Consider the following 22,863-nt stretch of genomic DNA (forward strand, 5'->3'; position numbering starts at 1 on the left):
GAGGTTATTACAAGGAGTACAGAATGGCTATTGAACACGCGGGTCCTTATGATGCATCGGCGATTCTGCCAGATGAAGCCCGCGCCATTGAAATTTACGAGATTCAACTCGGTCGGGTACAAGCCGGCCAAGTCGAAGAGACTCTCTTTACCGAATTTAGACTTCGGCACGGGGTTTACGGACAACGCGATGACCGGTCACAGATGATCCGTGTTAAAATCCCTTTCGGTGGACTCACAGCGGTACAACTCGAAATGTTAGCGGATGTTGCCGAAGAATTCTCTGACAATATCATCCATATTACCACCCGTCAAGATGTGCAATATCACTATGTGGACATCAACAACACGCCAGAACTGATGCGTCGTCTCGCGAGTGTTGATATTACCACAAAAGAAGCGTGTGGTAATGTCGTGCGAAACGTCACAGCATGCCCGCTCAGTGGGGTCTGCCAAGATGAGACGTTTGATGTAACGCCTTACTCTAAGGCGTTATCGGCATTCCTTTTGGGTCACCCGGACGCTCAAGATTTCGGACGTAAGTTCAAAATCGCGTTTTCTGGATGTGAAGAACACGCTTGCGGCTTGGCGAATATGCACGACATCGGTGCGGTTGCTGCTGTTAAAGAGGTGGATGGTGAAGTCAAACGCGGCTTTAGGCTCTACGTCGGCGGTGGGCTCGGCGCAGTACCACATCAAGCGAAAATCTTTGATGATTTCGTTTCGGCAGAGGAACTCCTCCCGATTTCACAGTCAATTTGCAGGGTCTTCACCCGTTTAGGTGAACGCAGAAATCGAAATAAGGCACGACTGAAGTTCGTCATTGCCAAGTATGGTATCGAAGAATTCAAAAGACAGGTGCTTGAAGATCGGGCTACCCTACGCCACGATCCAGCGTGGACAGCGTATCTGGACAACCTTGACGCTTACAAGGAAAGTCCGCTCAAGGCACCAACGCAACTCAACGGCACCACGAAACCGGATGGGTTTGAAGAGTGGTATCAATCTAATGTGCAGCTACAGAGTCAACCCGGGTACGCTTTTGTGACGATTACGCTGCCGCTTGGGGATATTACCGCAGATCAGACGCGGGCTTTAGCAGACATTTCCCGGAGATACGTTAAAGACACTATCCGCGCCACAGTTGAGCAAAACATTGTTCTTCGCTGGATAACGATGACGGATTTGCCAGCACTCTATCGCGAACTGAGAGAAATCGGTCTCGGCGACCCCGGAGCAGAATCCATGGTTGATATTACTGCTTGTCCGGGTACTGACTCCTGCAAACTCGGCGTCTCTTCTTCACGGGGGCTCGCAGCGCACCTGCGAAGCCATTTCATTGAAGCCGGTGTACAGAATGAAATCAAAGACTTTCGGATTAAGATTAGTGGGTGCCCCAATTCCTGTGGGCAGCATCACATCGCGAATATTGGCTTCTTCGGTTCATCTCGTCGGATGGGTGAACATATCGCTCCCTTCTATCAGGTACTGCTCGGTGGACACATGATTGAGAACGCCAGTTCCTATGGACTTGCCACTGGAAAAATCCATGGCAGATATATCCCAGCGTTTATTGAGGAGTTAACCGGTAAGTACACGGAAGAGCGAAATGAGGAAGAATCCTTTACCGATTACGTCGCACGGCTCGGTAAGGCGGAAATCAAGCAGATCTTGTCCAAGTACGATAAGATTCCTACTTATGAGGAAGCACCGGAATTCTATGTAGACACTGGCGATACGAAGGATTACCAGCTCAAAACTGGGGTCGGTGAGTGTGCAGGAGAGGTCGTCGCACTTGTCTCCATGAAGTTAGAAGAAGCAGATCGGCTTATCTATGAATCTGGCTTGAGTTTGGAGAAGGGCGAATATCAGGATTCCGCAGGGATGGCTTTTGATGCAATGATAAGAGCCGCAGACGGACTCTTGACGACGGTAGGTTTACAGTATATTGACAATGCCACTACCGTCAACGAATTCCGCACGCACTTCTTTGAATCGGGTAACTTCTTCCCAGGCTACGGCGCGCATATCTTCAAGGCAACGGAAGAGGATAGCTCTACGTTTGATCACGAATTAGCACACCGTCGCGTTGAAGAATCCACCCTCTTCGTTGAAGAATCGCATAACGTCTATAATCGCATGCGCATCAAGCAGGAGGAAGAGGAGGCGAGTCGAAAGAAAGCGCGGCGTTCGCGGCGCACAGCACGGAAACCAAGGGTTGTCAGAAAGGCGAAACCCGTTGAGGAGATCGTTGATAGTCTCGATCTCAAGGGAGTCGCTTGCCCGTTCAACTATGTCCAAGCAAAAATCCGTTTGGAGACGATGGATCTCGGTCAGCTCCTCGAGATTACCATTGATGATGGTGAACCGATTGAGAATGTGCCAGTGAGTCTCACCAACGATGGGCATGAGGTCGTTGACACCAAGAAGGTTGGAAAGCACTATCGGCTTACGATTCGGAAGGGTGAGTAAAGTGCGATGTATTTTTTCTTTTATAGGGGCAGGCTTAAAATCTGCCCCTATAAGTTGTTACTGCCTCGAAAAAGATAAGTAGACGCATCGCGATAATCAAGCCAACAGAAACAAGTTTATCTAACAGAGTGAATGTGTGCAGACCGTTCTTCGCAACTGGAAAATCTATCTTGATACATGTTGCTTAAATCGTCTTTTTGATGATCAGACACAAGTGAGAATTCGCCAAGAAACTGAAGCTGTTAAGATAATTCTCGCCCGATTCTTTACGACGCAGTGGAAATGGGTTATTAGCACGGTGCTGGTGAATGAAGTCCGTAAAACGCCTAATAAAACATTACGTGCTGAAATGGAAATCTTGTTGGATCTTGCAGACCAAAATATCACGGTTGGGGCAATAGAAACAGCGAGGGCAGCACATCTTGAATCGTTGGGATTTAAGTGGTTAGATGCTTTGCATATCGCTTGTGCTGAAAGTGGCGAGGCGGATATTCTTCTAACAACAGATGATCGGATGCTTAGAAGGGCGAAACGCTCTTATTTACAACTTCGGGTCCGTGTTGAAAACCCTTATGTGTGGTTCCAGGAGGTCAGTGAACATGAACATACAAGTTTTGTTAGAGGATGAGATGGAAGAACTTCGTCGTCGGAATCCGGATGTTCATGCCCTTTTAGAAAAAATATTTCAGCACAAGGACGGAAAAGGTGATTATTCTGTCGAACGGCATAAATGGATGGAAACGCTTGATAAGGAAACATTTCTGAACGAAGTCCGTCAACTTGCAAAGGACAAGAAAACGAAGTGAAAGGTATTATATCAGGACTAAGTTTCACACAAAAGCGATTGCCGCACGCGCCCAAAACGGGCAAGCAGGCATTCGCTGGAACTAAAATATCGCGGCAAAGTCCGCGCCCACAAAAAAGCCCTTCGGGGCGTTATGTTTATAGGGAATTTTTTAACAGAATGGATCTACAACAGATTAATGTCAAGGTTTTTACAACCGAAGAGAGCGAAATTAACTACACGAACTTCATCAAGGTCTTTAACCGCTGGATGGAGGAGGCTGATTCGGACGATTACCTGAACTACGCCGATTATTCACACGTTGATGCGGGACCAGGTGTGCTGTTGATTTTGAAACAAGCCAACTACAGTATCGACAATGCTTACCATCAGCATGGATTTCTCTACAATCGGAAACACGCAATCGAAGGGGATAACGCTGAAAAGATTCGTCAGGCACTCGCAGAGGTGCTCTCTAAATGTGAGGCGCTTGAAGCAGCGGCGGAGCTGGAAGATGCCGTGCATTTCAACGGCGCAGACCTGCTGTTTATGATAAATAACCGCCATGTTGCGCCGAATACATCGGAAATCGCAGCTGCTATTCAAACAGAACTCACACCTGTCCTTGAGCAGATGTATGGTGGCGACGACTTTACGGTGGAACGTACCTCCGAAGATCCACGCGAACGGTTTGCCTTACGCATCTCCGCAAATTCGGATAAACCGATTTCAGAACTCCTCGCCAATCTGGGGGACTAAGAGATATGTTTAATTTCAGCAACGAACAGATTGAACGCTACAGCCGACATATCATCCTCAAAGAGGTCGGCGGGATGGGGCAGACGCGGCTCCTCGAATCGAAAGTGCTGCTCATTGGTGCGGGTGGGCTCGGTTCTCCTGTTGGGGTCTATCTTGCTGCTGCCGGTGTCGGCACGCTCGGCATCATTGATGATGATGTCGTTGACCTCAGCAACTTGCAACGCCAGATTTTACACGGTACCAGTGACATCGGTGTTCCGAAGACGAAATCCGCAGAAGCCACTATCACGGAGATGAATCCCGATGTTAAGGTGATACCCTACAACGAGCGCATTACCTCAGAAAACGCCTTCCGAATTCTGGAGCAATACGATCTGATTGTGGATGGATGCGACAACCTCCCGACGCGCTACCTCCTCAACGATGCCTCCGTTATGTTAGGTAAACCGATTGTGCACGGAAGTATCTTCCAGTTTGAAGGACAGGTCACCGTTCTATATCCGGGTAAGGGACCGTGTTATCGATGCCTCTATCCCGAACCGCCGCCACCGGGGATGGTACCGAGCTGTCAGGAAGCCGGTGTCTTTGGTGTGTTGCCGGGCATTATCGGCACGATCCAAGCCGTTGAAGCGATTAAAGTTCTCTTGGACATCGGCGAACCCTTAATCGGAAGCCTTCTGCTTTTCAACGCGCTCACGATGGATTTCAAACGGTTGAAACTCCGTCAAGATGACGGTTGTCCGATGTGCGGTGAAAATCCCACAATCCACGAGTTAATTGATTATGAGGAATTCTGTCAAGTGCGATGGTAGGTGCTGGGCAACTCGAAAAATCGCAGCTAGTGTTCTGTCAACTTTCAAATGATGGGAAACCCCAGTTCGTAGTAGTGCGATTTATCGCACGTCAGAAACGGGCAATGAATTGCCCTACTACGAACGACCTGTCAGTTTAGATGTGACAGACTACTAGTGGCTGGGGACAGGGCAATGGATTTCAATTTTCTACTGCGTGGCATTTTCACTGCTTTAGTGGGTGTGGTTTGCTATTATCTCATAGAGGTGTACAGAGAGCTTAAGGTTATTAGAAAACGTTTAGGAGAGATTGAGAAGCATCTTGAACGCACTCATGCGGCAGAAACTGAATTGGTGGGCTCGTCCTTTTCTGATGGCACAAAGTTTGATATACACCTCAAAGATTTCGGTGCTTCAAAAATCCATATCGTTAAAGAGGTTCGCGCCATTACCGGACTTGGACTGCGAGAAACAAAGGAACTGGTTGAATCTGCTCCAGTCATTATTCGAAAGAGAGTAAAACGCGAAAACGCTGAAAACGCGAAGAAGCGATTAGAGACCCTTGGTGCTGTTGTGGAAATTGCCCCAACACAACTTGTATAGACGGAAGTATCCAGAGTAGGAATGAGATTCTTTTGCTAAAGAAGATACCGATTCATTTCCGAATCAACATCCGCCGAGTCGCTGCAAATTCACCTGCTGTCAGAGTATAAAAATAGAGACCACTTACTACAGGTTCACCGAGTGCATTTTTACCGTCCCAATATGCGGCACTACTACGGCTCACATAACTCCCCGCATTCCGATGTCCCAAATCTAAATGTCTAACGACCTGTCCATCCACAGTATGGATGGTAATCACAACATCCGCAGGCTTCCCAAGGTGATAAGGTATCCATGTCTCTGGATTGAACGGATTCGGGTAGTTTTCCAGAAGCAGCGTTTTTGTAGGAACCGCAGCACCGAATAACAAGTTAAGTACCGCAATACCTCTATCTACAACCGTATTAGATAGAATAGCATAAGCCTTCTGCCAGGCTGCGCTGTTCAAAATGGATCGTTGCGTGTTTAGCAGTGCTAGAGCTCCGTTGACTGGTGGCATATCTTGTGTAATCAGGAGAATATCGTCGATATCAACGATACCATCCCTATTGACACCGGATTCGGATTCGGATTACCGGTAATCTTTTCGCCGTATCTGGATGCGACAATCACCAGATCGACTATATTCACAAATCCATCGTTATTGACGTCTGAGTAGTTGTTGTCAACTTCAATAACGGATGGCTCGCGATGCAATAACCGCGCATTTGCAAAAATAAAATGATCACATCCATCACCATCACCGGCATCCGTTACATTAATAGTGAGCGTTTGCGCATTCTCAGGGATATCGAATGATATGTGAGTGTTTCTTGCTTGATTACCTCTCCATACACCGGAATTATAAATCTCCACATCGTCTGCAAGGCATATAAGTTCAACAGAAGCAATACTTCCACATGGGTTTGGCATGTCGAAGTAAGCGTCAAATTTCGTATAGTTCTGATCGCCGAGATCGTAAACGATACGGCTTACAGCATGTGAATAGAAAAAGTAGTCCCATTCATCGTAAAATTGTATGGATCTCTCAGGATCCATGAAACTGTTGGGTCGCCTGGGAACCAGACCATCAGGTGTTTTCTCCCACACCAATTTTTCTCTCCACCCCGCCCACTCTGTTGGGTTATTTACTGGGACAAGGGCATCTGGATTATCGTAATTGAGCGTCAAATACGTTTTTGTGCTGTTTGTATTGATTGTTTTTGTTTCGGCTGTTTCCGTTGCATTGAGAGTCCAACTTTTTCCTGATATATTTCCGTTTTGGTCAACAACACGGATATAGATGTTATTAACTGGAGCTATTGTTGCCCCGGTTGGCATATCAAATTCAACAGTTGTGTTTTGTGTATTGTTAAAACTTTGGCAACTTATTAGACTTATTGCTTCACGAGGAACAGAAAGTAAAAATTGAACTTGATGGATGCCATTCGTATCCCTAACATTGAACCGAAGCGTCCAGTTTTTTTCATTGGCTGGATAAGTCGGTGGCGTTAGCATTTGAATTGTAGCCAATGCGTTTGCAGTATTACCGGCATTTCCATCCCAATTGAAAAATGGATTTACACTCAACATTGACGCTGCACACACTGATAACTTTTCTCGTGCAGCACCGTAGGACATAATATAGGATTCATCACGGAAATCATGTTCTAAGTTTAAGGCGTGCCCAAGCTCATGTGCTATCAGATCCACACCATGATTACCTTGGACACAATCTCCAGTTGCCGGAATCATCACGGGACCGCCATCAAACCGTGCTATACCACAATTCCCTTGTATCCGTTCTGTGCTGATATCTGCAATAACGATATAGATATCTTTACCCATATCGAACTGGGTCCCAACTTCTTCAGTAATTTTATTCAGAGCGTCTGTATGATAATATGGGTCATCAAATTTTCCAGTGGCAGGATGTACGACCAATTTTCCGTTGGTATCAGTTTCGAGGTTGAAAGTTTTTCTGCCGTGTCCATGTGCTTCCATCTGCTCAGCGTAGAAGCGTTGCACTGCTTTTATTTGCGTGTTCAGTATGATGGGTATATTCCATTGAAATGGGCGGTCATGTGGCACGAAGTATACGACTTTCACCATGCGTTCCGCTGCTGCGTGAACATCTACAACGGTAACGGTAAACTTGGAGAGTGAGAGTAGTAAAATAAAAATTAAGCTGCTATAACGAAATGGTGTGATCATCAAAATTTTGGGCTGGAGCCCTTGCCCTTAAAAGCGTGTTCTAATGCGCGTCTAGCATTTGCAAAGCCTATAGAAAACTGTTTTGTTCTATGCAGGAAACGTTTAGCGACGCTATGCGCAAGTCCCGACTTTAGGCCGGAGTAGTTGACTGTGTTCTTATTATTTATCGACTGAGACTAAGGAGTAAGTATTTCGGTTTAGTGAGTTCATCTGTGGCCTCGCTTCGTTCGGTGACTTCTTGAATCTCAGCTGTGTATTTTAGATTTAGTGTTATGTTGTCCGCAGTTTCAAGGACTTCGTCTGCAATATCTCCAGTATACGTTTTTTCTACAGTTTTTATTTCAAATCTATTGGTTCTAAGGGAGGCGGCAATTAAAGTGCCGGTGATAATAAGCCTTGAAGGTGCTTCTTCTTGAAATTTTTCAAGAATTTCAATTACCGCTTCCATTTGAGAGTTGGATAAGTAGGCTGTTCCACCGCGCTCTGGATTTGGTGATCTCCATGTGAATTTGGTATCTATTACGGATTCACTAAGTGATTTGAGGAAATTGGTGTAGTCCTTAGTTACTCTTAATTTAAGTTGTCCTAAAAGTTTTTTAAGTTTTTCTGGATTGTTTTTAGCATTGAGGAGTTCAAAAAACTTTTCTATTGCCTCTCCACAATCAGAATTGTCAAACAGGTCAAGTTGAGTAATCTCTGGAGAAGCAAGGTGAATATTGAATGATCCAGGACTAACTTGTAAAAGTGACATTTGCACGCTGTTTCTGATTCCTTCAGTGACCTGAGATGCGTTAAAGCAGATCATTCCAATTGTATTAATTACACTTTGGAGTTTTCCGAAAATATTGCTTATGAAGACTATAGGTGCTTGTGTTTTAGAACCTGCAGCGAGATTTAAATTTAGATTTAGAATTTCTTGCCTTCTGGATTTTGCCATTTCTTCCGCATCGCTTAATGCTGGAAGTATTTCGGTTTCAATATCAAGGCATTCACCAGACAGTGGCAGCATCTCTTCAGGTATCTGATTTGATTGGATAAAGTCTTTCTGGACTGAAGCATGTTCCGCGTATGGAACCCTTACTTGAATTGTGTATGGGTTTTCAGAGTCGGCGAATGCATCGTGAAGGTCAATTTTGCCGGATCGGATAAGGTTAAGCCGTTCAATGGAGACAGCGACACAAAGCCAAGTTAAAAATTGGGCATCTTCAGCAGCAGCCACAACAAGATAGAAATGCCCCGAGGCATTTTTGCAGGAGTAAAGAACAGGTTGATCGTAGTATTCGTATACTTCTACAATCTCGACTTTGCCTAATTCTGGAATATCGAGTATATCAAGCATCTTATATACCCTTTTTGTATTACCTTCTGTTTTCTTCTTTCCTTATTACTTGAAAAACAAGCCAAGGTTCTGTTCCAATAGGTATCCACCATGTATAATGAGATTTTTCAAATGATGGTGTATGTTGCATCACACCAAGCGTCGGATTGAGTTCACCTTTAGCTATTTCCCTGTTTCTTAAGTGCCCTATTCTGTTTTTGAGTCGCTTAAAGAGTCGAGGAATATCTTCCGGATCAGTATAAACGGAGGCCCCACTAATCCTAACGTTCGGTTCTGGAAATCTACCTGGGAATTCTTCCCAAGTAGATAGGAAATCTTCTGCTTGTGGTGGATTATGCTTTACAAGTCGGTAAACTGTTCCGGAGGCCGGTTTAGCTTCCGCAGGAGGACAATTTTCTGGATAAAAGTCTGGCCATTGCAACTCGGCATTCCTTTCATTTCGCATGCTATTGATTACCGAGTGCCGCGTTTTGTATTTTTAACACTACGGACATTATAACATACATATATAAGTTAAGTAAATATATTTGTAAATCCTAAAAAATGTACTTGTTCCATGAATTAGCTATAGGATATATTGTTTTTTGAAAAAAGTCAATTCTTTTCTACAGGTCCGAAAATCTGTGAATTCTGGACCCGCTCACCGGAATTATATTTTTTTCTCACAATAACCTATCGCGGATTTCATGAGTTTCAAGGCGGTGTGAATCTGGGGCAGTTCCTCAAACCCATAAGATATACGGAACTGTCGCTTCCCAATCTCAACCATCTCGCCTTTCGAGTGGACGCAGTGTTCACCGGGGATATAAATTACTTTCGGGTGCTGAGCATCTGACGGTCCATCAACACTCTCTTTTCCAGTCGTCCGCGTCAAAAATCTGAAAAAGTCGGAGGTCGCATCAGTTCTCATCTGTTTCAGCGTTAGGTAGTAGTAGAATCCGGCACTCCCACCCCGACATGCCTCAACACCGTCACCCAGTAATCCCGTTATCCAGTTTTTGACTGCTTCCGCTTTACGGTGGTATCCTTTGTTAACTTTCTCGATCTGCGCTTCAATGCCGTGATCGAGTAGGTAACTTGCGATTTCCTGATTGATTAACGGTGCGCTGAAGCCGATGTCACTGGTGCGTTGGATAATACTATTTAGGAAGGCTCCCTTAGGTCCGATGAGATAACCGATACGTAATCCGGGGGCGAGAATTTTTGACAACGTACCGATCTCATAAACAATACCGAGTTCATCGTAGCAGAGCGCGGATGCCAAAGGTTCAATGGTACTGTCATGTACGAGATCACTGTAGGCATTGTCAAAAAAGATGGGGATTTTCCTGCCGATTTCATAAGAGAGCTGCGTAACAATATCCACCAATTCCCTCTTACGGGTATTGGAGAGAATCGTGCAGGTCGGGTTGTTAACGGTCACGATATAGAAAAATCGGAGTGCCTGTTTCTGATTGCCGAGTGCTGCTAATTTTGCCTTCAGACGTGTGGTGTCGAGACCTTCGTTGTCTTCGGGGACGGCTATGATGTTGAAACCTTTCCGCTCTAAGTCATTACAGTAGATGTAGTACATCGGGTCTGCGGTAAGTACAATGCCATCGGGGAGAAGGTGTGTGATGCTTTCCAATAGACTCGTCGCGCCGTTCGCGCCGATAGCGATGTCTCGGCTATCGAAAGTCTCTTCAGTTATACCACCAATTCGGTTTTCAATATGGAATCTCTTGAGTGATCTGATTAGGTTGGACGATCCCTGCGAGCCGCCGTAATTGAGGGCAGCGCGATATTTTTTAGGGTCGGCAAGAACTTTTTCGCAGGCGAGTTGAATCTGTTGATGTGGAATGGTCTGTTCGTTGACATATCCCACGCCGAGGTTGATGTCATATTCATCTCGAAAACCGATGGCGAAGTCGGTCATCAATTGATTAACTGCGGAAGGGACACTTGACGCTTTTCCATACGTCGAAAGCAAAACATCGCGAATCTTCATATCTATCTATTTTGTTGAGGGTGCTGGCTTATAGCAGGGCGTTGAGGGCAGACTCAAGCGTCCGATAGTAAAATTCGTAACCGCTCGCCTCGGTTCTCTCAGGGATAACGTTCTGGCTCAACACAATAAAGTCCGCAAATTCACCCATCATGAGTTTTAATCCAAAAGCGGGAACCGGAAACATTGTGGGTCGCCGTAGCACCGCACCGAGTGTTTTCGTGAATTCTACGTTCCGAACAGGGGTCGGCGCGGTAGCATTCAAGGCACCGTGAATCTGACTGCTCTCCAATGCGTGAAGCAGAATACCGACGACATCGTCAATATGTACCCATGACATCCACTGCCTACCGTTGCCGAGTATACCGCCGATGCCTATCTTGAAAGGTGGAAGTACCTGTTGGAGGAGCCCACCGCCTAACCCAAGTACAAGCCCGATGCGTACCAAAACAACCCGAATACCGAACTCACTCGCTTTCTGTGCCTCTGCTTCCCATTCTGCACAGACCTCGGCGAGGAAGTCCGTGCCAGCAGGTGATGACTCTGTAAGACTTTCGTCGCTACCACCGTAATATCCAATTGCGGATGCACATACGAGTGTTTCGGGCTTAGTATCGGCATCGCTGAGAGAGGCAACGAGGTTCTGGGTCGAAAGAATCCGACTGTCCCGAATTTTCCGTTTCTTTTCAGCATTCCATCTACCGGCAATGGTTTCACCTGCCAGGTGGATGACAGCGTTGATATCTGATGTGGCTTCTATGGGTAGTTTTTCGGTCTCTGGATTCCAGCCATAGACTGCTTTTGCTGAATCTAATTTACTTTGGGCGCGTGCTGGATCACGTGATAGGACATAGACTGCATCGCCTTTTTGGTGGAGGGCATCACAGACTCGACTGCCAATAAAACCAGTACCACCACTGACCAATACATTTGCCATTTTTTTCTCCATTGTGTTTTTTAAATTTCAAAGTTCAGCGATAACAGTTTCCAGTTGTTGATAGTCGTCAACAACTGCATCGCTGAGTGTGTCATTTGTTTCTGATTTATTGAAGCCTGTAAAGCGGATTGCCTTCATACCCGCGTTTTTCGCACCGACGATATCTGTTCGGAAGATGTCACCGATGTGCACGGCTTCTGCTGGTTCGGCGTTGAGTTGTGCTAAAGTTGAGTGGAACTGGGGGACTTCGGGTTTTGTGTATTCGGTTTCGTCAGAGAATGTGAATGCCGAAAAGAATTGTAGAATACCGTCACGGTCCATTAATTGCCGCGCGAAACTGCCGGGTGTGAGTGCTGAATCTGAGATAATTCCGAGAGGGTAGTTTTCGCTCAATCGCGAAACAACAGGTTTGACGTTTGCTATCAGAATCGGTGGTGTCTCTAAGAAAGCAGCACCCAGACACGCAACCAGTTGATCCAGGTCTGCTTCTTCGAGTTGAAGCTCTAGTACCTCCGCGAACCGCAGCATACATTGTTTTACGGATACGCCTCGATGTTGATACCAGAGGGTTGATACTACATTGTATGCCTCGTCAAGTCCGAAACTAACATCATCTAACTCACAGGTATAACCACAACTGTCCAAGTACGCGTGGCACTTTTTCGTACGGATCGCTTGGCGTTTTCGCCAGTTTTCTTCGGAGTCCGCATAAAGCGTCTGCCAAAAATCAAATGTAATCGCTTTGAGCATTGAATTTTTCCGTTCTTAAATCGTTTTTATTTTTCAGTTTTCACTGTTCGCAGAATTGCATGAATAATGTTTCTGTGTCCTACCATAAATACCCTCTCACACAAATGAAAAGAGGACTGGGATCCTATAACCTTAATTTTATTTTACGGTATTTGTTGAAAAAAGTCAATTGATATGTCGTTTTGTCGGCACAAAATAGTGTAGACAAAAGAGGTATCAACAAGCAACGAAGTGCCTCGTCCCTTGAAGTTACGCAATAGAATTTTGGCACAAAAACGTGTGATCGTCAAAATAGGCTTGCAATTTCCTCTTAAAAGTGATACCATTAATATATTGATATGTTGTGTCCGATGTGTACGGAGGAATACGAAAGTGCGACTGAAGCGTCGAATTATTCCAGGGTATACAACCACCCGACTCATATTCGTCTATTTCATTGTTGGACTCAGCATGCTGGTCTTTGGATTTGTCTACTACAACCGGCAAATCTCAGAGTTAAACGCCGATATAGATGCCCAGATAGACATTTTTGCTGATCTGGCAGCGGAACTCCCCAGTGTTGAGGACCGGGAGTTTCAATTAAAATTAATAGAGATTGTCAAGAAGTCGTTTGCCGGAGGGCGGGCACGCGCATTTTCGTTTATTATCACGGATACACAAGGGAACGTTTTAATCACGCGAGGTGTTGACTTAAAATTAGATGCCAAGATTGACAATTTGGATATACATGTCAACCAAAATCAAGGGATTTCGTTAACAGAAGACGAAAGTGTCTTGTTGCGGTCGACATTAGCACGGATGCGGAAAAAAAATGCGCCGCGTGAAATACCGATGCTTCTTGAAGATAGGCAGTTAAAAGGGTATATTTATTATGGCGATGCCGCACCCAGTGAAATGACGCACCTACCGTTTGTCATAACCGATACCACCGGTGTCCCACAGAAATGGCAGATATGGGGTGATGTGATTACGGTTGATAAAGCGACTGTGCAGGAACGCGAACGCGCGGAGATCTTCGTTCAGAACGCACAGGCGTCTTCTGTGATTGAAACGACACCTGAATGGCATACCGGCTACTTCTATTATGAGAGTAAGCCATACTATGGGTTAATAGTACCCTTCATCGTCCCAATTATCCTGTTAGCCTTCGGGGTCGTCTGTTTCCTCGTTTATCAACGAATAAGGTCTTATGAACACTCGGCAATTTGGGGGGGCTTGGCTAAGGAGACTGCACATCAACTCGGAACGCCGATTTCGTCGTTGTTGGCGTGGACGGAGCTCTTACATGAACGGAGCAAGGAGACAGCCGATCCGACACTCGTTGAACTTGCTACAAGTATGCAAAACGACCTGGAGCGATTGCAGAAAACGACCGCACGCTTCGGTATGATTGGCACCCAACCGCCTCAAACTGAAGTTCATTTGGATGACATTTTTCAAGAAGTTCGACTCTACTTTGAGAAACGGCTACCGCATATTAGTCGACGTGTTGGAATTCGACTGATACCACACAAAATACCGACCATCCTCGCAAATGCGCTGTTGTTACACTGGGTGTTTGAAAATCTGATTCGTAACTCATTGGATGCCATGGACAAAGTGGATGGATGGATTGAGATTGAAGCGACGCACGATAAGCGCGCTGGCGATATTGTCATACGGTACGCCGACAATGGAAGCGGCATCGCCCGCGAAAATCAGCGAAAAATCTTTGAACCCGGGATGTCTACGAAGGCACACGGATGGGGACTCGGATTGACAGTTGTCCAACGCATTATCCGTGAATATCATCACGGAAGCATTCGTATTGTTAAGACGAGTTCTGAAGGAACGACTTTTGAAATTCGGTTACCCGTCGCATAGAACCAGTTTTACTGGCATTTTCAGCGAGCGGGGAATATCCCGCAGCTACTTGACTCTCGCTAAGGGAAAATTTGGCGATGTGCTGCGACTGGGTAAGTTATATAAACTTGAGTATGTCACAAACGCACCAAATCTTATGGATTGATGATGAAATAGAAGCGTTGCAACCGCATATTCATGTGCTACGCGAACGGGGTTATGCTGTCACGCCCGTTACGAACGGAGAAGACGGTATCGCGCTCTTAAAGAATGGGGATGCACAGTACAATGCGATCCTCCTTGACCAGGTCATGCCCGGTAAAGATGGGATGGCGACCCTTGAGGCTATCCGCACCATTGACGCGCAAATACCAGTCGTCCTTGTTACGCAATCCAGTGACGAGCAATTTGTCGAAGTAGCTCTCGGAAAACAGGTAACCGACTTTTTGGTGAAACCGATTGGCGTAGCTCAGATTGCTTCAACGTTAAAACGCATCCTCGATCAACCACAAATAGTCGTCAATCAAATTCCCAGTCAATATACCGCCGACTTCAATACGATACGCATGTTGAAGGACTCAGCACCCACCTGGCAAGATTGGATCGACATCTATGTGAAGCTGTTGCAATGGGATTTGGTTTCTGAGCGACTGGCTGAAGGCGGGCTGAAGGAGACTCACCTTGCACAAAAAAAGGAGTGCAATACTGAATTTTCCGATTTCGTTGAGGCACATTATCGCGACTGGGTCACAGGCAGCTCGGATGCTCCACCCCTTTCAGTAGATGTCTTAGACCGGTACGTTATACCCAAACTCCAAGACGGAAAATCCGTCTATTTTATTGTTGTTGATTGCTTCCGCTTAGATCATTGGTTAGCGGTAGAACCCCTTCTGTACCCATATTTCTCCATTGATCGCCAATATAGTTTTTCGATTCTACCGAGTGCGACGATGTATTCGCGTAACGCCTTGTTCAGTGGATTGTTCCCCGTAGAGATCGCAGAACGTTATCCGCAGTATTGGCAGGAGGAGTCTGATGGAAGCACGAGCACGAATCGCTATGAGCGGCAGCTCCTTGAAGCGCATCTCAAGCGTAGAGGTGTTCGGCTGAAACCGGGGCTCCAATACTTCAAAATTTTTGATGCTCGCGGTGGGAATACCTATAAGAAACGGGTTGCGGCGACCAAGCGCACCAGTCTTTCCGCTTTGGTTATCAACTTCATTGATATTTTAACACATCAACGTTCACAATCGGATGTCCTGCAGCAGCTTGCCCCTGACGAGGCAGCGTTCCGTACCTTAGCCCACTCATGGTTTTCGCATTCAGTGCTTTTTGACATTTTGCGTATCATTGCGGCACAAGGTGCTACTGTCGTCCTCACAAGCGATCACGGTTCGGTCTTCTGCAATCGCGCGACACCTGCTTTTGGAAATCGCGAGACGACGACCAGTCTACGGTTTAAAATCGGGGCAAACTTAGGGTGCGAAGAAGGCAATGCGGTCTATCTCCGCAATCCACAGGATTATCGGCTACCTGCCGAGACTGCAAGCAAGGACTATATTCTCGCAAAAGACGATTACTATTTCGTCTATCCGAACGATTTTTATAAGTATAAAAGGCAGTTTCAAGGAGGATTCCAGCACGGCGGTATTTCGATGGGTGAATTAATAACGCCTGTTGTGACGCTAACACCGCGACTGTAGGACGCAGCGCGGTGCCTCTTAGAAACAGGTACGATAGGAGGTAACAATGGAAAAGGAGATACTTATTTCTGATGATGAGTATGAAACGCGCTGTGCGGTGCTTGAAGAGGGGGTGGTGACGGAGATTTATATTGAACGGAAAGCTGCGACGCAAACATTGGGAAATCTTTACAAAGGACGGGTTGAAAATGTCTTACCGGGCATGCAGGTAGCCTTCGTTGATATTGGGTTGGATAGACATGCCTTCCTGCATATTTCTGATCTGAAATACGAGAGCGTCAGTGAAGGTGAGATCGAAAATGGGAATGGAAGGTCCGCCAGGAACACTGTTGTTGTTGATTTGAAGGCGAAGCAGCCGAATCAATCTCGTGGTGGACGTGGGTTCCCGTTTTTGATAAGTGATCTCATCTCTAAGAAGCAGGAGCTTCTTGTCCAAGTCGGTAAAGAACCTATCGGCACAAAAGGGGCGCGCGTCACAAGTAACATCACGCTTCCAGGACGGTATGTCGTTTACATGCCGAATTCCTCAAATATTGGCGTGTCCCGCCGAATTGAGTCACCGGCTGAACGTGATCGGCTACGGGATATGGCGAAGACGATTAAAGCCGATGTTGAAGGCGGTTTTATCATACGCACTGCCGCTGAAGGCTTGAGCGAAGACGAATTCGCAGCTGAAATCCGATACCTTATTAGTCAATGGAAACAGACTTGTGACCGTGCCAAACGAAAATCCGCACCCAACCTCATCAGCGAAGATCTGAGTTTCACGAATAGAATTGTTCGCGATATGCTCACTAAGGAGGTCAAGCAGCTCCTTATTGATTCAAAAACGGGCTACAAACAGGTGATGAATTACGTCTCTTCCGTTATGCCTGACTTGGAACCGAGGGTATCGCTCTATGAGGATACTACAACGCTCTTTGATGCCTATGGCGTAGAACGCGCGCTTAAAGACGCACTCAGTGAGAAGATTTGGCTCAAGTGTGGTGGACACATCATCATTCAACAGACCGAAGCGATGGTCTCGATTGATGTCAACACGGGTAGGTTCGTTGGGAAGTCGGATCCAGATAACACGATTCTCAGTGCCAATCTTGAGGCTGTCGAGGAAGTTGTCCGCCAAATTCAATTGCGAGATTTAGGAGGGATTATTGTTGTCGATTTCATTGATATGGAAGAGGCATCACACCGAAAGCAGGTCTTTAAGTTGCTACAAGAGGCACTGCGGAAAGATCGTGCCCGAACGAATATCTTGCACTTCTCGGATTTAGGGCTCGTTGAGATGACCCGCCAACGCACGAGACCGAGTCTTGCCACCTTATTGATGGAAGATTGTCCGTATTGTGATGGGCACGGCACGGTGTTGTCAATTGAAACTGTTGTTATCCAGCTGCTCCGGGCAATAAAGTTAGCGCATCACCAAACGCGGCAGTCCGAGTTACGCGTTATGGCTAATGATTATGTCGTTTCGCACATCAAGTCCGAAATGGCGAATAAATTGCGGGAACTCAGACGCACCTTGAAATTAAACCTGACCCTTGAATCTGATGCTGACCTCCACCTCGAAGATTACCGAATCTTTGTGGGCAAGGGTAAAGAACTATTTCTGGATTAACGCTAACCCTGTAACGTGTCGGTTGAACCGTGTCAGCGTTTCAGGAACGGGGCATTCAATTCTTCTGTAGAAAGGGTTTCTAACCCCAATTTCCTACGTTTGCGGAAAATCTGAATTGACAACGGCACGTTTTTAGGGTATAATTTTAAACAGAAAGGAGTGATATAGAAAAATGTATGCAGTCTTTGCAAGCGGCGGGAAACAGCATCGGGTCGAAATTGGAAGCCTTATTGATGTTGAAAAACTGAATGTTGATGTCGGTGCCAGTGTCACGTTTCCATCTGTCTTGGCTGTTTCTGATGATGACGGCAACTTACAAACCGGTTTGCCGTATCTTGAGAATACCGCAGTTACAGGTGAAGTGATTCAACAAGCACGCGCGAAAAAGATAATTGTGTTCAAGTCGAAACGGCGTAAAGGATATAAACGGAAGTTAGGGCACCGGCAATCATTTACACGCGTGAAAATTACCGCAATTGGCGCGGTGGAGGGAGATTCCGATGGCACATAAAAAAGGTGGCGGAAGCACTCGCAACGGACGGGATAGTATCGGGAAACGGCTGGGTGTCAAAAGGTTTTCTGGCAATTACGTCACTGCAGGGAGCATCCTCGCCCGACAGCGTGGAACCCACATTCACGCCGGCAATAACGTCGGTGTTGGAAGAGATTATACGCTCTATTCAAAGATTGATGGATATGTATGGTTCGAACGGAAAGACAAATATCGCCGGAAGGTGAGTGTCTATACAGAACGTCCTGAATTTTAGCGAATATTCCGGCATCAGGAACAAACGACGAACAGCCTCGCCTGAGGGAGGTGCATTGACGCACCACCTGAGCGGGGCTTTTTTGCTAAATAGCGATCAGCGGTCAGGGCGGTTTGCTACGCAAACCTTTCAGCGGTCAGCAGTTGACTATTGGCAATTAGCAGTTGATTATTGGTTTCCATAGACCACCTGAAAGCGTAGCGACCTGATGGCTGAAAGTGAAGCGCAGCGGAACGACCTGACGGCTAATCCCTATCTATTTACGGAACAAGGACAATAGATTCATGGTAAAATTGACGGTTTGCCTTTTTATTCTGGCGATGTTCACCGGCTGCGGTGGTCAGGTACAGCAGCTCGCTGTGGAGACTATGGAAAACGCTCAAATCGCACTCACGTCTGCCAACGCGATGGGGGCGGAGACGTCCGCGGGGACATCCCTCCGGACTGCTGAAGAAATGCTGACAAGTGCTGGAAACGCTATGAATGCGGGAGACGCTGAGCAGGCGTATCGATTGGCACTACGCGCATACCTCCATGCCCGTATCGCAACGGAAACGGCTATTGCTGCTCGCGAAGAGGCGCGTGTTGGAGACGCACAAGAACAACTGGCAGTTAGTGAACAGCGCGTCGCTGAGGCACTTCAGAGGCTTGAGGCTATAAAAGCGGAACTTGAGGCGTTGGAGAAATTATGATGAAATTCTACGGATGTCTACTTTTGCTGCTATACCTTGTTGTTTTTGGGTGCACTGTCCCTGAAATTGATGAGGTTATGCTAACGACGCAACTCCAAGACGCACAGCAGGCGATTCAGAACGCAGCCGAATTGGAAGCTGAACCTCTGGTTCCAGAGGAATATGGGAGAGCGGTAAAACTCCTGAGTTTCGCACGCGACTCCCAAGAAAAAGGCGATATTCCGCAAAGTGCTGAGTTTGCGTATCAGGCGGAATTGGTGGCGCAGGTTGCTATCGCGAAGGCGAGACAGCATCGGGCACGGCAACAGGTTATTGAGATACGTGAACAGGTATATCAGCGAATTATAAAGGCACAGGAGCATGAACGTGAAATCGCGCGCATCCGGCAGGTGATTACCGAAAAGCAGCTTGCCCGCGCTGTGAGTTCACACGGTAAAGAACAGCAGGTCACGGAACGACTTTCGACCGAAATCGCTGATTTAAAAACCGCATTGCGTCAGGCAGAACTCCGTTTACCCCTCACAAATTTAGAGTCTCTGACCAATGCTGCGCTATATTTCTATCCAGTGATTGAAACAACTGCGGATTATGAAAGAGCCCAGTTGGCACTTGCCTCGATAGTTAACCTCATTGAACGCGGAGATTTTACCGAAGCAGAGGACGCTCTTGCTAAGGCGCAAACGACGGTAAATAGCCTTTACGCGTTGGCGAAACAGAGGCGCAAACGGGAGACAGAAGCGAAGACCCGCGCGTGGATTTCAGTTGCGAAGGTTGAAGTAATCATTGCGCGGGCGCAACTTCTTAATGCCGCTCAACATGCGCCACAGCAACTTGAAGAGACGACTGCGCAACTGGAACGCGCCACGCAGGCGTTGACAGAGGGTCGCTATGAACAAGCCGATCAATTTGCCCAACACGCGCAACGGATAGCAGATGAGATGGTCGCAACTGTGGAGGTAGTGGAATTCAGAAAGCGCGCACAGGATGAATTGAATCTGATAATAGCCAAAGCTGAACGAGCCGTCCGTACGCTGGGCGAGAAGATTGCAGCTCAGGAGAACACAGAGGTGCCGCGATTAGAAGCGAAACTCTATGGACTGGCAAAATCTGCTTACGCAGCGGCAAAATCGGCATTGGCGACTAAAGAATATCAGACAGCGATCGAAACGGCATCGGAAGGCAACGGTTACTTGGACCGTGCTATCGCCAGTACACAACAGGTGACCTCTGTCAAGTCGGACTTGGTGGAGGCGGCACGCGGAATTACTAAGGTTTCCGAGGTCATCGAACAGCAGAATAGTGTACTCATCCGTATTCAAGGGGATGCGTTTGCTTTTGGGAGTGCCCACCTCCAAGAGGATTTTCTGCCTACGTTTGCGCTACTTGCGGAAATCTTGCAGAGGTCTCCTTTTCGCGACTATCCGGTCCGAATCGAAGCGCATACAAGTTCCTTGGGGAATGCGAGTGTGAATCGAAAGTTAAGTATGGCACGCGCCGATACGGTGAAAAATTATTTCGTTGATCGGGGCAACCTTGATGTCAAACGCCTGACTGCCGCCGGTTTGGGTGAAACCAAGCCTATTGCTACAGATGGTGTGGGCAAAGAGGAACAGAATCTCAGAATTGATATGATCGTCACAACAAACTGAGGACTTGTGCCACATAACCAACCTTATGTCATCCATCAGATTGCGCTCAACCTGTTTGGCGACAGGTATATCATCATTTATGGGCGTACAATTCAGTTTCACAACCACTGCTACCATGTGAGGCAAATTGATAGACCAGAGCATCCATATCATGGATGTTACTATCTACAAGATGCGAACACGGGGTTGGCGATGTGGAGCGATGTCGATTTCGCGCCGCCGGGGCATTACGGTGTAATCTTTGAGCCGGAAACAGGTGATATTGTTGACCGCGAACCGGTTCGGACGGATTAACTATTGTAGCCTATAAGCCATAAAAAATATGAGTCACACAAATAACATAGCATTAGAACAGCAAGAGACCATCCTTATTTTGGACTTCGGTTCGCAGTACACGCAGTTAATTGCTCGCCGTATTCGCGAACAGAACGTCTACTGCGAAATTCATCCGTGCACCCTACGGCTCTCGGAAATTAAGGCGATCGCGCCAAAAGGGATTATCCTCAGTGGCGGTCCGGCGAGTGTCTACGAAGCCGAGGCTCCGAAAATCGATGCCAAACTCTTTGCGTTAGGCGTTCCGATATTGGGTATCTGCTACGGTATGCAGCTCATGGCGGCACTTCTGACAGGTGGAGAGGTTCAACCCGCGACCGAACGAGAATATGGACACGCGCCACTTCGGATTCTTGACGCATCGGAACCGCTATTCGACGGTCTTTCTGCCGAATTTTCTGCGTGGATGAGCCACGGAGATCGGATTGGAACGCCGCCAATTGGATTCCGGACGATTGGAGAAACGGAAAATGCGCCAATTGCTGCTATGGTGGATTCTGATCGCGCCTTTTACGGTTTACAATTCCACCCTGAAGTTGAACATACGCAGGATGCTGACAGGATTTTACAGAACTTTACACGGAAAATCTGTGGATGTCACAGCGCATGGACAATGCGCGCTTTTATTGCCCGCGCAACGGCACAAATTCAGAAACAGGTCGGAGATGAACGCGTTCTATGTGCTGTGAGTGGCGGGGTTGATTCTATGGTGCTTGCAACGCTTCTCCATAAGGCGATAGGAGATGCACTCGTGCCTGTCTTCGTGGACAATGGACTGCTGCGCAAGAACGAAGTGGCGGAAGTTGTTGCGACGTGTGAAGGACTTGGTATTCCGCTTATTGCTGTTGACGCAGTGGATCCGTTTCTGAGTGCTTTGGTGGGGGTCACGGATCCTGAAAAGAAACGAAAGGTGATTGGGGCACAGTTTATTGAGACCTTCAGATCAGCGGTCCTCGAAATGGCGCATGATTTCCGATTCCTCGCACAAGGCACGCTCTACCCAGATGTCATAGAAAGCGTTTCGGTGAAGGGTCCGTCTGCTACGATTAAAACGCATCACAATGTTGGTGGATTGCCGACGGATATGCCGTTTGAATTGCTTGAACCTTTTCGGGAACTCTTTAAGGATGAGGTGCGCGCTGTCGGTGCGGAACTGAATGTACCGGCAGATGTCTTGGGGCGACACCCGTTTCCGGGTCCTGGACTCGCTGTGCGAATTCTGGGTGAGGTTACCTGTGATCGGTTGGAGGTCCTCCGCGCAGCGGATGCTATTTTTATCTCCGAAATTAAAGCAGCAGGCTTGTACGACGAAATTTGGCAGGCGTTGGCGGTGCTGCTACCGGTCAAAAGTGTTGGCGTTATGGGAGACGCGCGGACCTACGAGAATGCTGTGGCATTGCGGGCTGTCACGAGCAGCGATGCGATGACAGCGGATTGGGCGCGCATCCCGGCTGATGTACTCGCCAGAATCTCGAACCGTATTATTAACGAGGTACAAGGCATCAACCGTGTCGTTTACGATATTAGTTCAAAGCCACCGAGTACGATTGAGTGGGAATAGCCGTCAGGGCGTTCCGCTGCGCTCCACTTTCAGCGATCAGGGCGTTCCGCTGCGCTCCACTCTCAGTCGTCAGCCAAGAGATTTTGTGGA

The 22,863-nt window shown here is 47.1% G+C and carries 22 protein-coding genes; 15 read left to right on the top strand and 7 right to left on the bottom strand.

The window, feature by feature from the left end:
- Positions 1–23 precede the first annotated feature (23 nt).
- The 6 genes from OXN25_12595 to OXN25_12620 all read left to right on the top strand — a co-directional run bounded on the left by OXN25_12595 (position 24) and on the right by OXN25_12620 (position 5,408).
- Positions 24–2,471, top strand: coding sequence for a sulfurtransferase TusA family protein (locus tag OXN25_12595; protein MDE0425695.1), 2,448 nt, complete (start codon positions 24–26; stop codon positions 2,469–2,471).
- A 136-nt stretch (positions 2,472–2,607) separates the two neighbouring features.
- Positions 2,608–3,099 (top strand): PIN domain-containing protein, encoded by a 492-nt coding sequence (locus OXN25_12600; GenBank protein ID MDE0425696.1) that lies wholly within the window; start codon positions 2,608–2,610, stop codon positions 3,097–3,099.
- Positions 3,071–3,277: a hypothetical protein gene (locus tag OXN25_12605; GenBank protein MDE0425697.1), complete on the top strand. Its 207-nt coding sequence runs from the start codon at positions 3,071–3,073 to the stop codon at positions 3,275–3,277. The genes OXN25_12600 and OXN25_12605 overlap by 29 nt, the downstream gene beginning before the upstream one ends.
- A gap of 158 nt (positions 3,278–3,435) precedes the next feature.
- Positions 3,436–4,014: a hypothetical protein gene (locus tag OXN25_12610; GenBank protein MDE0425698.1), complete on the top strand. Its 579-nt coding sequence runs from the start codon at positions 3,436–3,438 to the stop codon at positions 4,012–4,014.
- A gap of 5 nt (positions 4,015–4,019) precedes the next feature.
- Complete coding sequence (gene moeB / locus OXN25_12615; protein ID MDE0425699.1) at positions 4,020–4,826, top strand: molybdopterin-synthase adenylyltransferase MoeB; 807 nt, start codon at positions 4,020–4,022, stop codon at positions 4,824–4,826.
- Positions 4,827–5,000: 174 nt separating this feature from the next.
- Positions 5,001–5,408, top strand: a complete 408-nt coding sequence (locus tag OXN25_12620) for a ribosomal protein L7/L12 (protein ID MDE0425700.1) — start codon at positions 5,001–5,003, stop codon at positions 5,406–5,408.
- Positions 5,409–5,460: 52 nt separating this feature from the next.
- Here OXN25_12620 and OXN25_12625 read toward each other — a convergent pair whose 3' ends face one another.
- The 7 genes from OXN25_12625 to OXN25_12655 all read right to left on the bottom strand — a co-directional run bounded on the left by OXN25_12625 (position 5,461) and on the right by OXN25_12655 (position 12,611).
- The gene (locus tag OXN25_12625; protein MDE0425701.1) at positions 5,461–5,856 is read right to left on the bottom strand and encodes a T9SS type A sorting domain-containing protein; all 396 of its coding nucleotides are present in this window, start codon (positions 5,854–5,856) and stop codon (positions 5,461–5,463) included.
- A 62-nt stretch (positions 5,857–5,918) separates the two neighbouring features.
- Positions 5,919–7,601: an NPCBM/NEW2 domain-containing protein gene (locus OXN25_12630; GenBank protein MDE0425702.1), complete on the bottom strand. Its 1,683-nt coding sequence runs from the start codon at positions 7,599–7,601 to the stop codon at positions 5,919–5,921.
- 163 nt (positions 7,602–7,764) lie between these two features.
- Complete coding sequence (locus OXN25_12635; protein ID MDE0425703.1) at positions 7,765–8,940, bottom strand: hypothetical protein; 1,176 nt, start codon at positions 8,938–8,940, stop codon at positions 7,765–7,767.
- A 19-nt stretch (positions 8,941–8,959) separates the two neighbouring features.
- The gene (locus OXN25_12640; protein ID MDE0425704.1) at positions 8,960–9,385 is read right to left on the bottom strand and encodes a hypothetical protein; all 426 of its coding nucleotides are present in this window, start codon (positions 9,383–9,385) and stop codon (positions 8,960–8,962) included.
- 204 nt (positions 9,386–9,589) lie between these two features.
- Positions 9,590–10,927 (bottom strand): PLP-dependent aminotransferase family protein, encoded by a 1,338-nt coding sequence (locus OXN25_12645; GenBank protein MDE0425705.1) that lies wholly within the window; start codon positions 10,925–10,927, stop codon positions 9,590–9,592.
- 28 nt (positions 10,928–10,955) lie between these two features.
- The gene (locus tag OXN25_12650; GenBank protein MDE0425706.1) at positions 10,956–11,861 is read right to left on the bottom strand and encodes a TIGR01777 family oxidoreductase; all 906 of its coding nucleotides are present in this window, start codon (positions 11,859–11,861) and stop codon (positions 10,956–10,958) included.
- Positions 11,862–11,888: 27 nt separating this feature from the next.
- Positions 11,889–12,611, bottom strand: a complete 723-nt coding sequence (locus OXN25_12655; protein MDE0425707.1) for an HAD family hydrolase — start codon at positions 12,609–12,611, stop codon at positions 11,889–11,891.
- Positions 12,612–12,983: 372 nt separating this feature from the next.
- Between OXN25_12655 and OXN25_12660 the strand changes: the two genes are divergently transcribed.
- The 9 genes from OXN25_12660 (at position 12,984) to guaA (ending at position 22,773) form a co-directional block, all read left to right on the top strand.
- On the top strand, positions 12,984–14,474 hold the full coding sequence (locus tag OXN25_12660; protein MDE0425708.1) for a HAMP domain-containing sensor histidine kinase: 1,491 nt from the start codon (positions 12,984–12,986) through the stop codon (positions 14,472–14,474).
- Positions 14,475–14,587: 113 nt separating this feature from the next.
- The gene (locus OXN25_12665; protein MDE0425709.1) at positions 14,588–16,156 is read left to right on the top strand and encodes a bifunctional response regulator/alkaline phosphatase family protein; all 1,569 of its coding nucleotides are present in this window, start codon (positions 14,588–14,590) and stop codon (positions 16,154–16,156) included.
- 46 nt (positions 16,157–16,202) lie between these two features.
- Complete coding sequence (locus tag OXN25_12670; GenBank protein MDE0425710.1) at positions 16,203–17,771, top strand: Rne/Rng family ribonuclease; 1,569 nt, start codon at positions 16,203–16,205, stop codon at positions 17,769–17,771.
- Positions 17,772–17,943: 172 nt separating this feature from the next.
- Positions 17,944–18,282 (top strand): 50S ribosomal protein L21, encoded by a 339-nt coding sequence (gene rplU, locus OXN25_12675; GenBank protein ID MDE0425711.1) that lies wholly within the window; start codon positions 17,944–17,946, stop codon positions 18,280–18,282.
- Positions 18,272–18,538 (top strand): 50S ribosomal protein L27, encoded by a 267-nt coding sequence (gene rpmA, locus OXN25_12680; protein ID MDE0425712.1) that lies wholly within the window; start codon positions 18,272–18,274, stop codon positions 18,536–18,538. The genes rplU and rpmA overlap by 11 nt, the downstream gene beginning before the upstream one ends.
- A 284-nt stretch (positions 18,539–18,822) precedes the next feature.
- On the top strand, positions 18,823–19,230 hold the full coding sequence (locus tag OXN25_12685; GenBank protein MDE0425713.1) for a DUF4398 domain-containing protein: 408 nt from the start codon (positions 18,823–18,825) through the stop codon (positions 19,228–19,230).
- Positions 19,227–20,879: an OmpA family protein gene (locus OXN25_12690; protein ID MDE0425714.1), complete on the top strand. Its 1,653-nt coding sequence runs from the start codon at positions 19,227–19,229 to the stop codon at positions 20,877–20,879. Before OXN25_12685 ends, OXN25_12690 begins: the two co-directional genes overlap by 4 nt.
- A gap of 6 nt (positions 20,880–20,885) precedes the next feature.
- Entirely contained in the window at positions 20,886–21,173 is a 288-nt protein-coding gene (locus OXN25_12695) for a hypothetical protein (GenBank protein MDE0425715.1), read from the top strand.
- 28 nt (positions 21,174–21,201) lie between these two features.
- Complete coding sequence (gene guaA / locus OXN25_12700; protein ID MDE0425716.1) at positions 21,202–22,773, top strand: glutamine-hydrolyzing GMP synthase; 1,572 nt, start codon at positions 21,202–21,204, stop codon at positions 22,771–22,773.
- The last annotated feature ends 90 nt before the right edge of the window (positions 22,774–22,863 follow it).

The organism is Candidatus Poribacteria bacterium (assembly GCA_028820845.1).
Classification (GTDB): domain Bacteria; phylum Poribacteria; class WGA-4E; order WGA-4E; family WGA-3G; genus WGA-3G.

Bases quoted from the DNA above. Each gene is read 5' to 3' on its own strand.
- guaA (MDE0425716.1), top strand. From the start codon at position 21,202: ATGAGTCACACAAATAACATAGCATTAGAACAGCAAGAGACCATCCTT.
- OXN25_12690 (MDE0425714.1), top strand. From the start codon at position 19,227: ATGATGAAATTCTACGGATGTCTACTTTTGCTGCTATACCTTGTTGTT.
- OXN25_12595 (MDE0425695.1), top strand. From the start codon at position 24: ATGGCTATTGAACACGCGGGTCCTTATGATGCATCGGCGATTCTGCCA.
- OXN25_12605 (MDE0425697.1), top strand. From the start codon at position 3,071: ATGAACATACAAGTTTTGTTAGAGGATGAGATGGAAGAACTTCGTCGT.
- OXN25_12655 (MDE0425707.1), bottom strand. From the start codon at position 12,611: ATGCTCAAAGCGATTACATTTGATTTTTGGCAGACGCTTTATGCGGAC.
- OXN25_12610 (MDE0425698.1), top strand. From the start codon at position 3,436: ATGGATCTACAACAGATTAATGTCAAGGTTTTTACAACCGAAGAGAGC.
- OXN25_12665 (MDE0425709.1), top strand. From the start codon at position 14,588: ATGTCACAAACGCACCAAATCTTATGGATTGATGATGAAATAGAAGCG.
- OXN25_12645 (MDE0425705.1), bottom strand. From the start codon at position 10,927: ATGAAGATTCGCGATGTTTTGCTTTCGACGTATGGAAAAGCGTCAAGT.
- rpmA (MDE0425712.1), top strand. From the start codon at position 18,272: ATGGCACATAAAAAAGGTGGCGGAAGCACTCGCAACGGACGGGATAGT.
- rplU (MDE0425711.1), top strand. From the start codon at position 17,944: ATGTATGCAGTCTTTGCAAGCGGCGGGAAACAGCATCGGGTCGAAATT.
- moeB (MDE0425699.1), top strand. From the start codon at position 4,020: ATGTTTAATTTCAGCAACGAACAGATTGAACGCTACAGCCGACATATC.
- OXN25_12630 (MDE0425702.1), bottom strand. From the start codon at position 7,601: ATGATCACACCATTTCGTTATAGCAGCTTAATTTTTATTTTACTACTC.
- OXN25_12640 (MDE0425704.1), bottom strand. From the start codon at position 9,385: ATGCGAAATGAAAGGAATGCCGAGTTGCAATGGCCAGACTTTTATCCA.
- OXN25_12685 (MDE0425713.1), top strand. From the start codon at position 18,823: ATGGTAAAATTGACGGTTTGCCTTTTTATTCTGGCGATGTTCACCGGC.
- OXN25_12670 (MDE0425710.1), top strand. From the start codon at position 16,203: ATGGAAAAGGAGATACTTATTTCTGATGATGAGTATGAAACGCGCTGT.
- OXN25_12620 (MDE0425700.1), top strand. From the start codon at position 5,001: ATGGATTTCAATTTTCTACTGCGTGGCATTTTCACTGCTTTAGTGGGT.
- OXN25_12650 (MDE0425706.1), bottom strand. From the start codon at position 11,861: ATGGCAAATGTATTGGTCAGTGGTGGTACTGGTTTTATTGGCAGTCGA.
- OXN25_12635 (MDE0425703.1), bottom strand. From the start codon at position 8,940: ATGCTTGATATACTCGATATTCCAGAATTAGGCAAAGTCGAGATTGTA.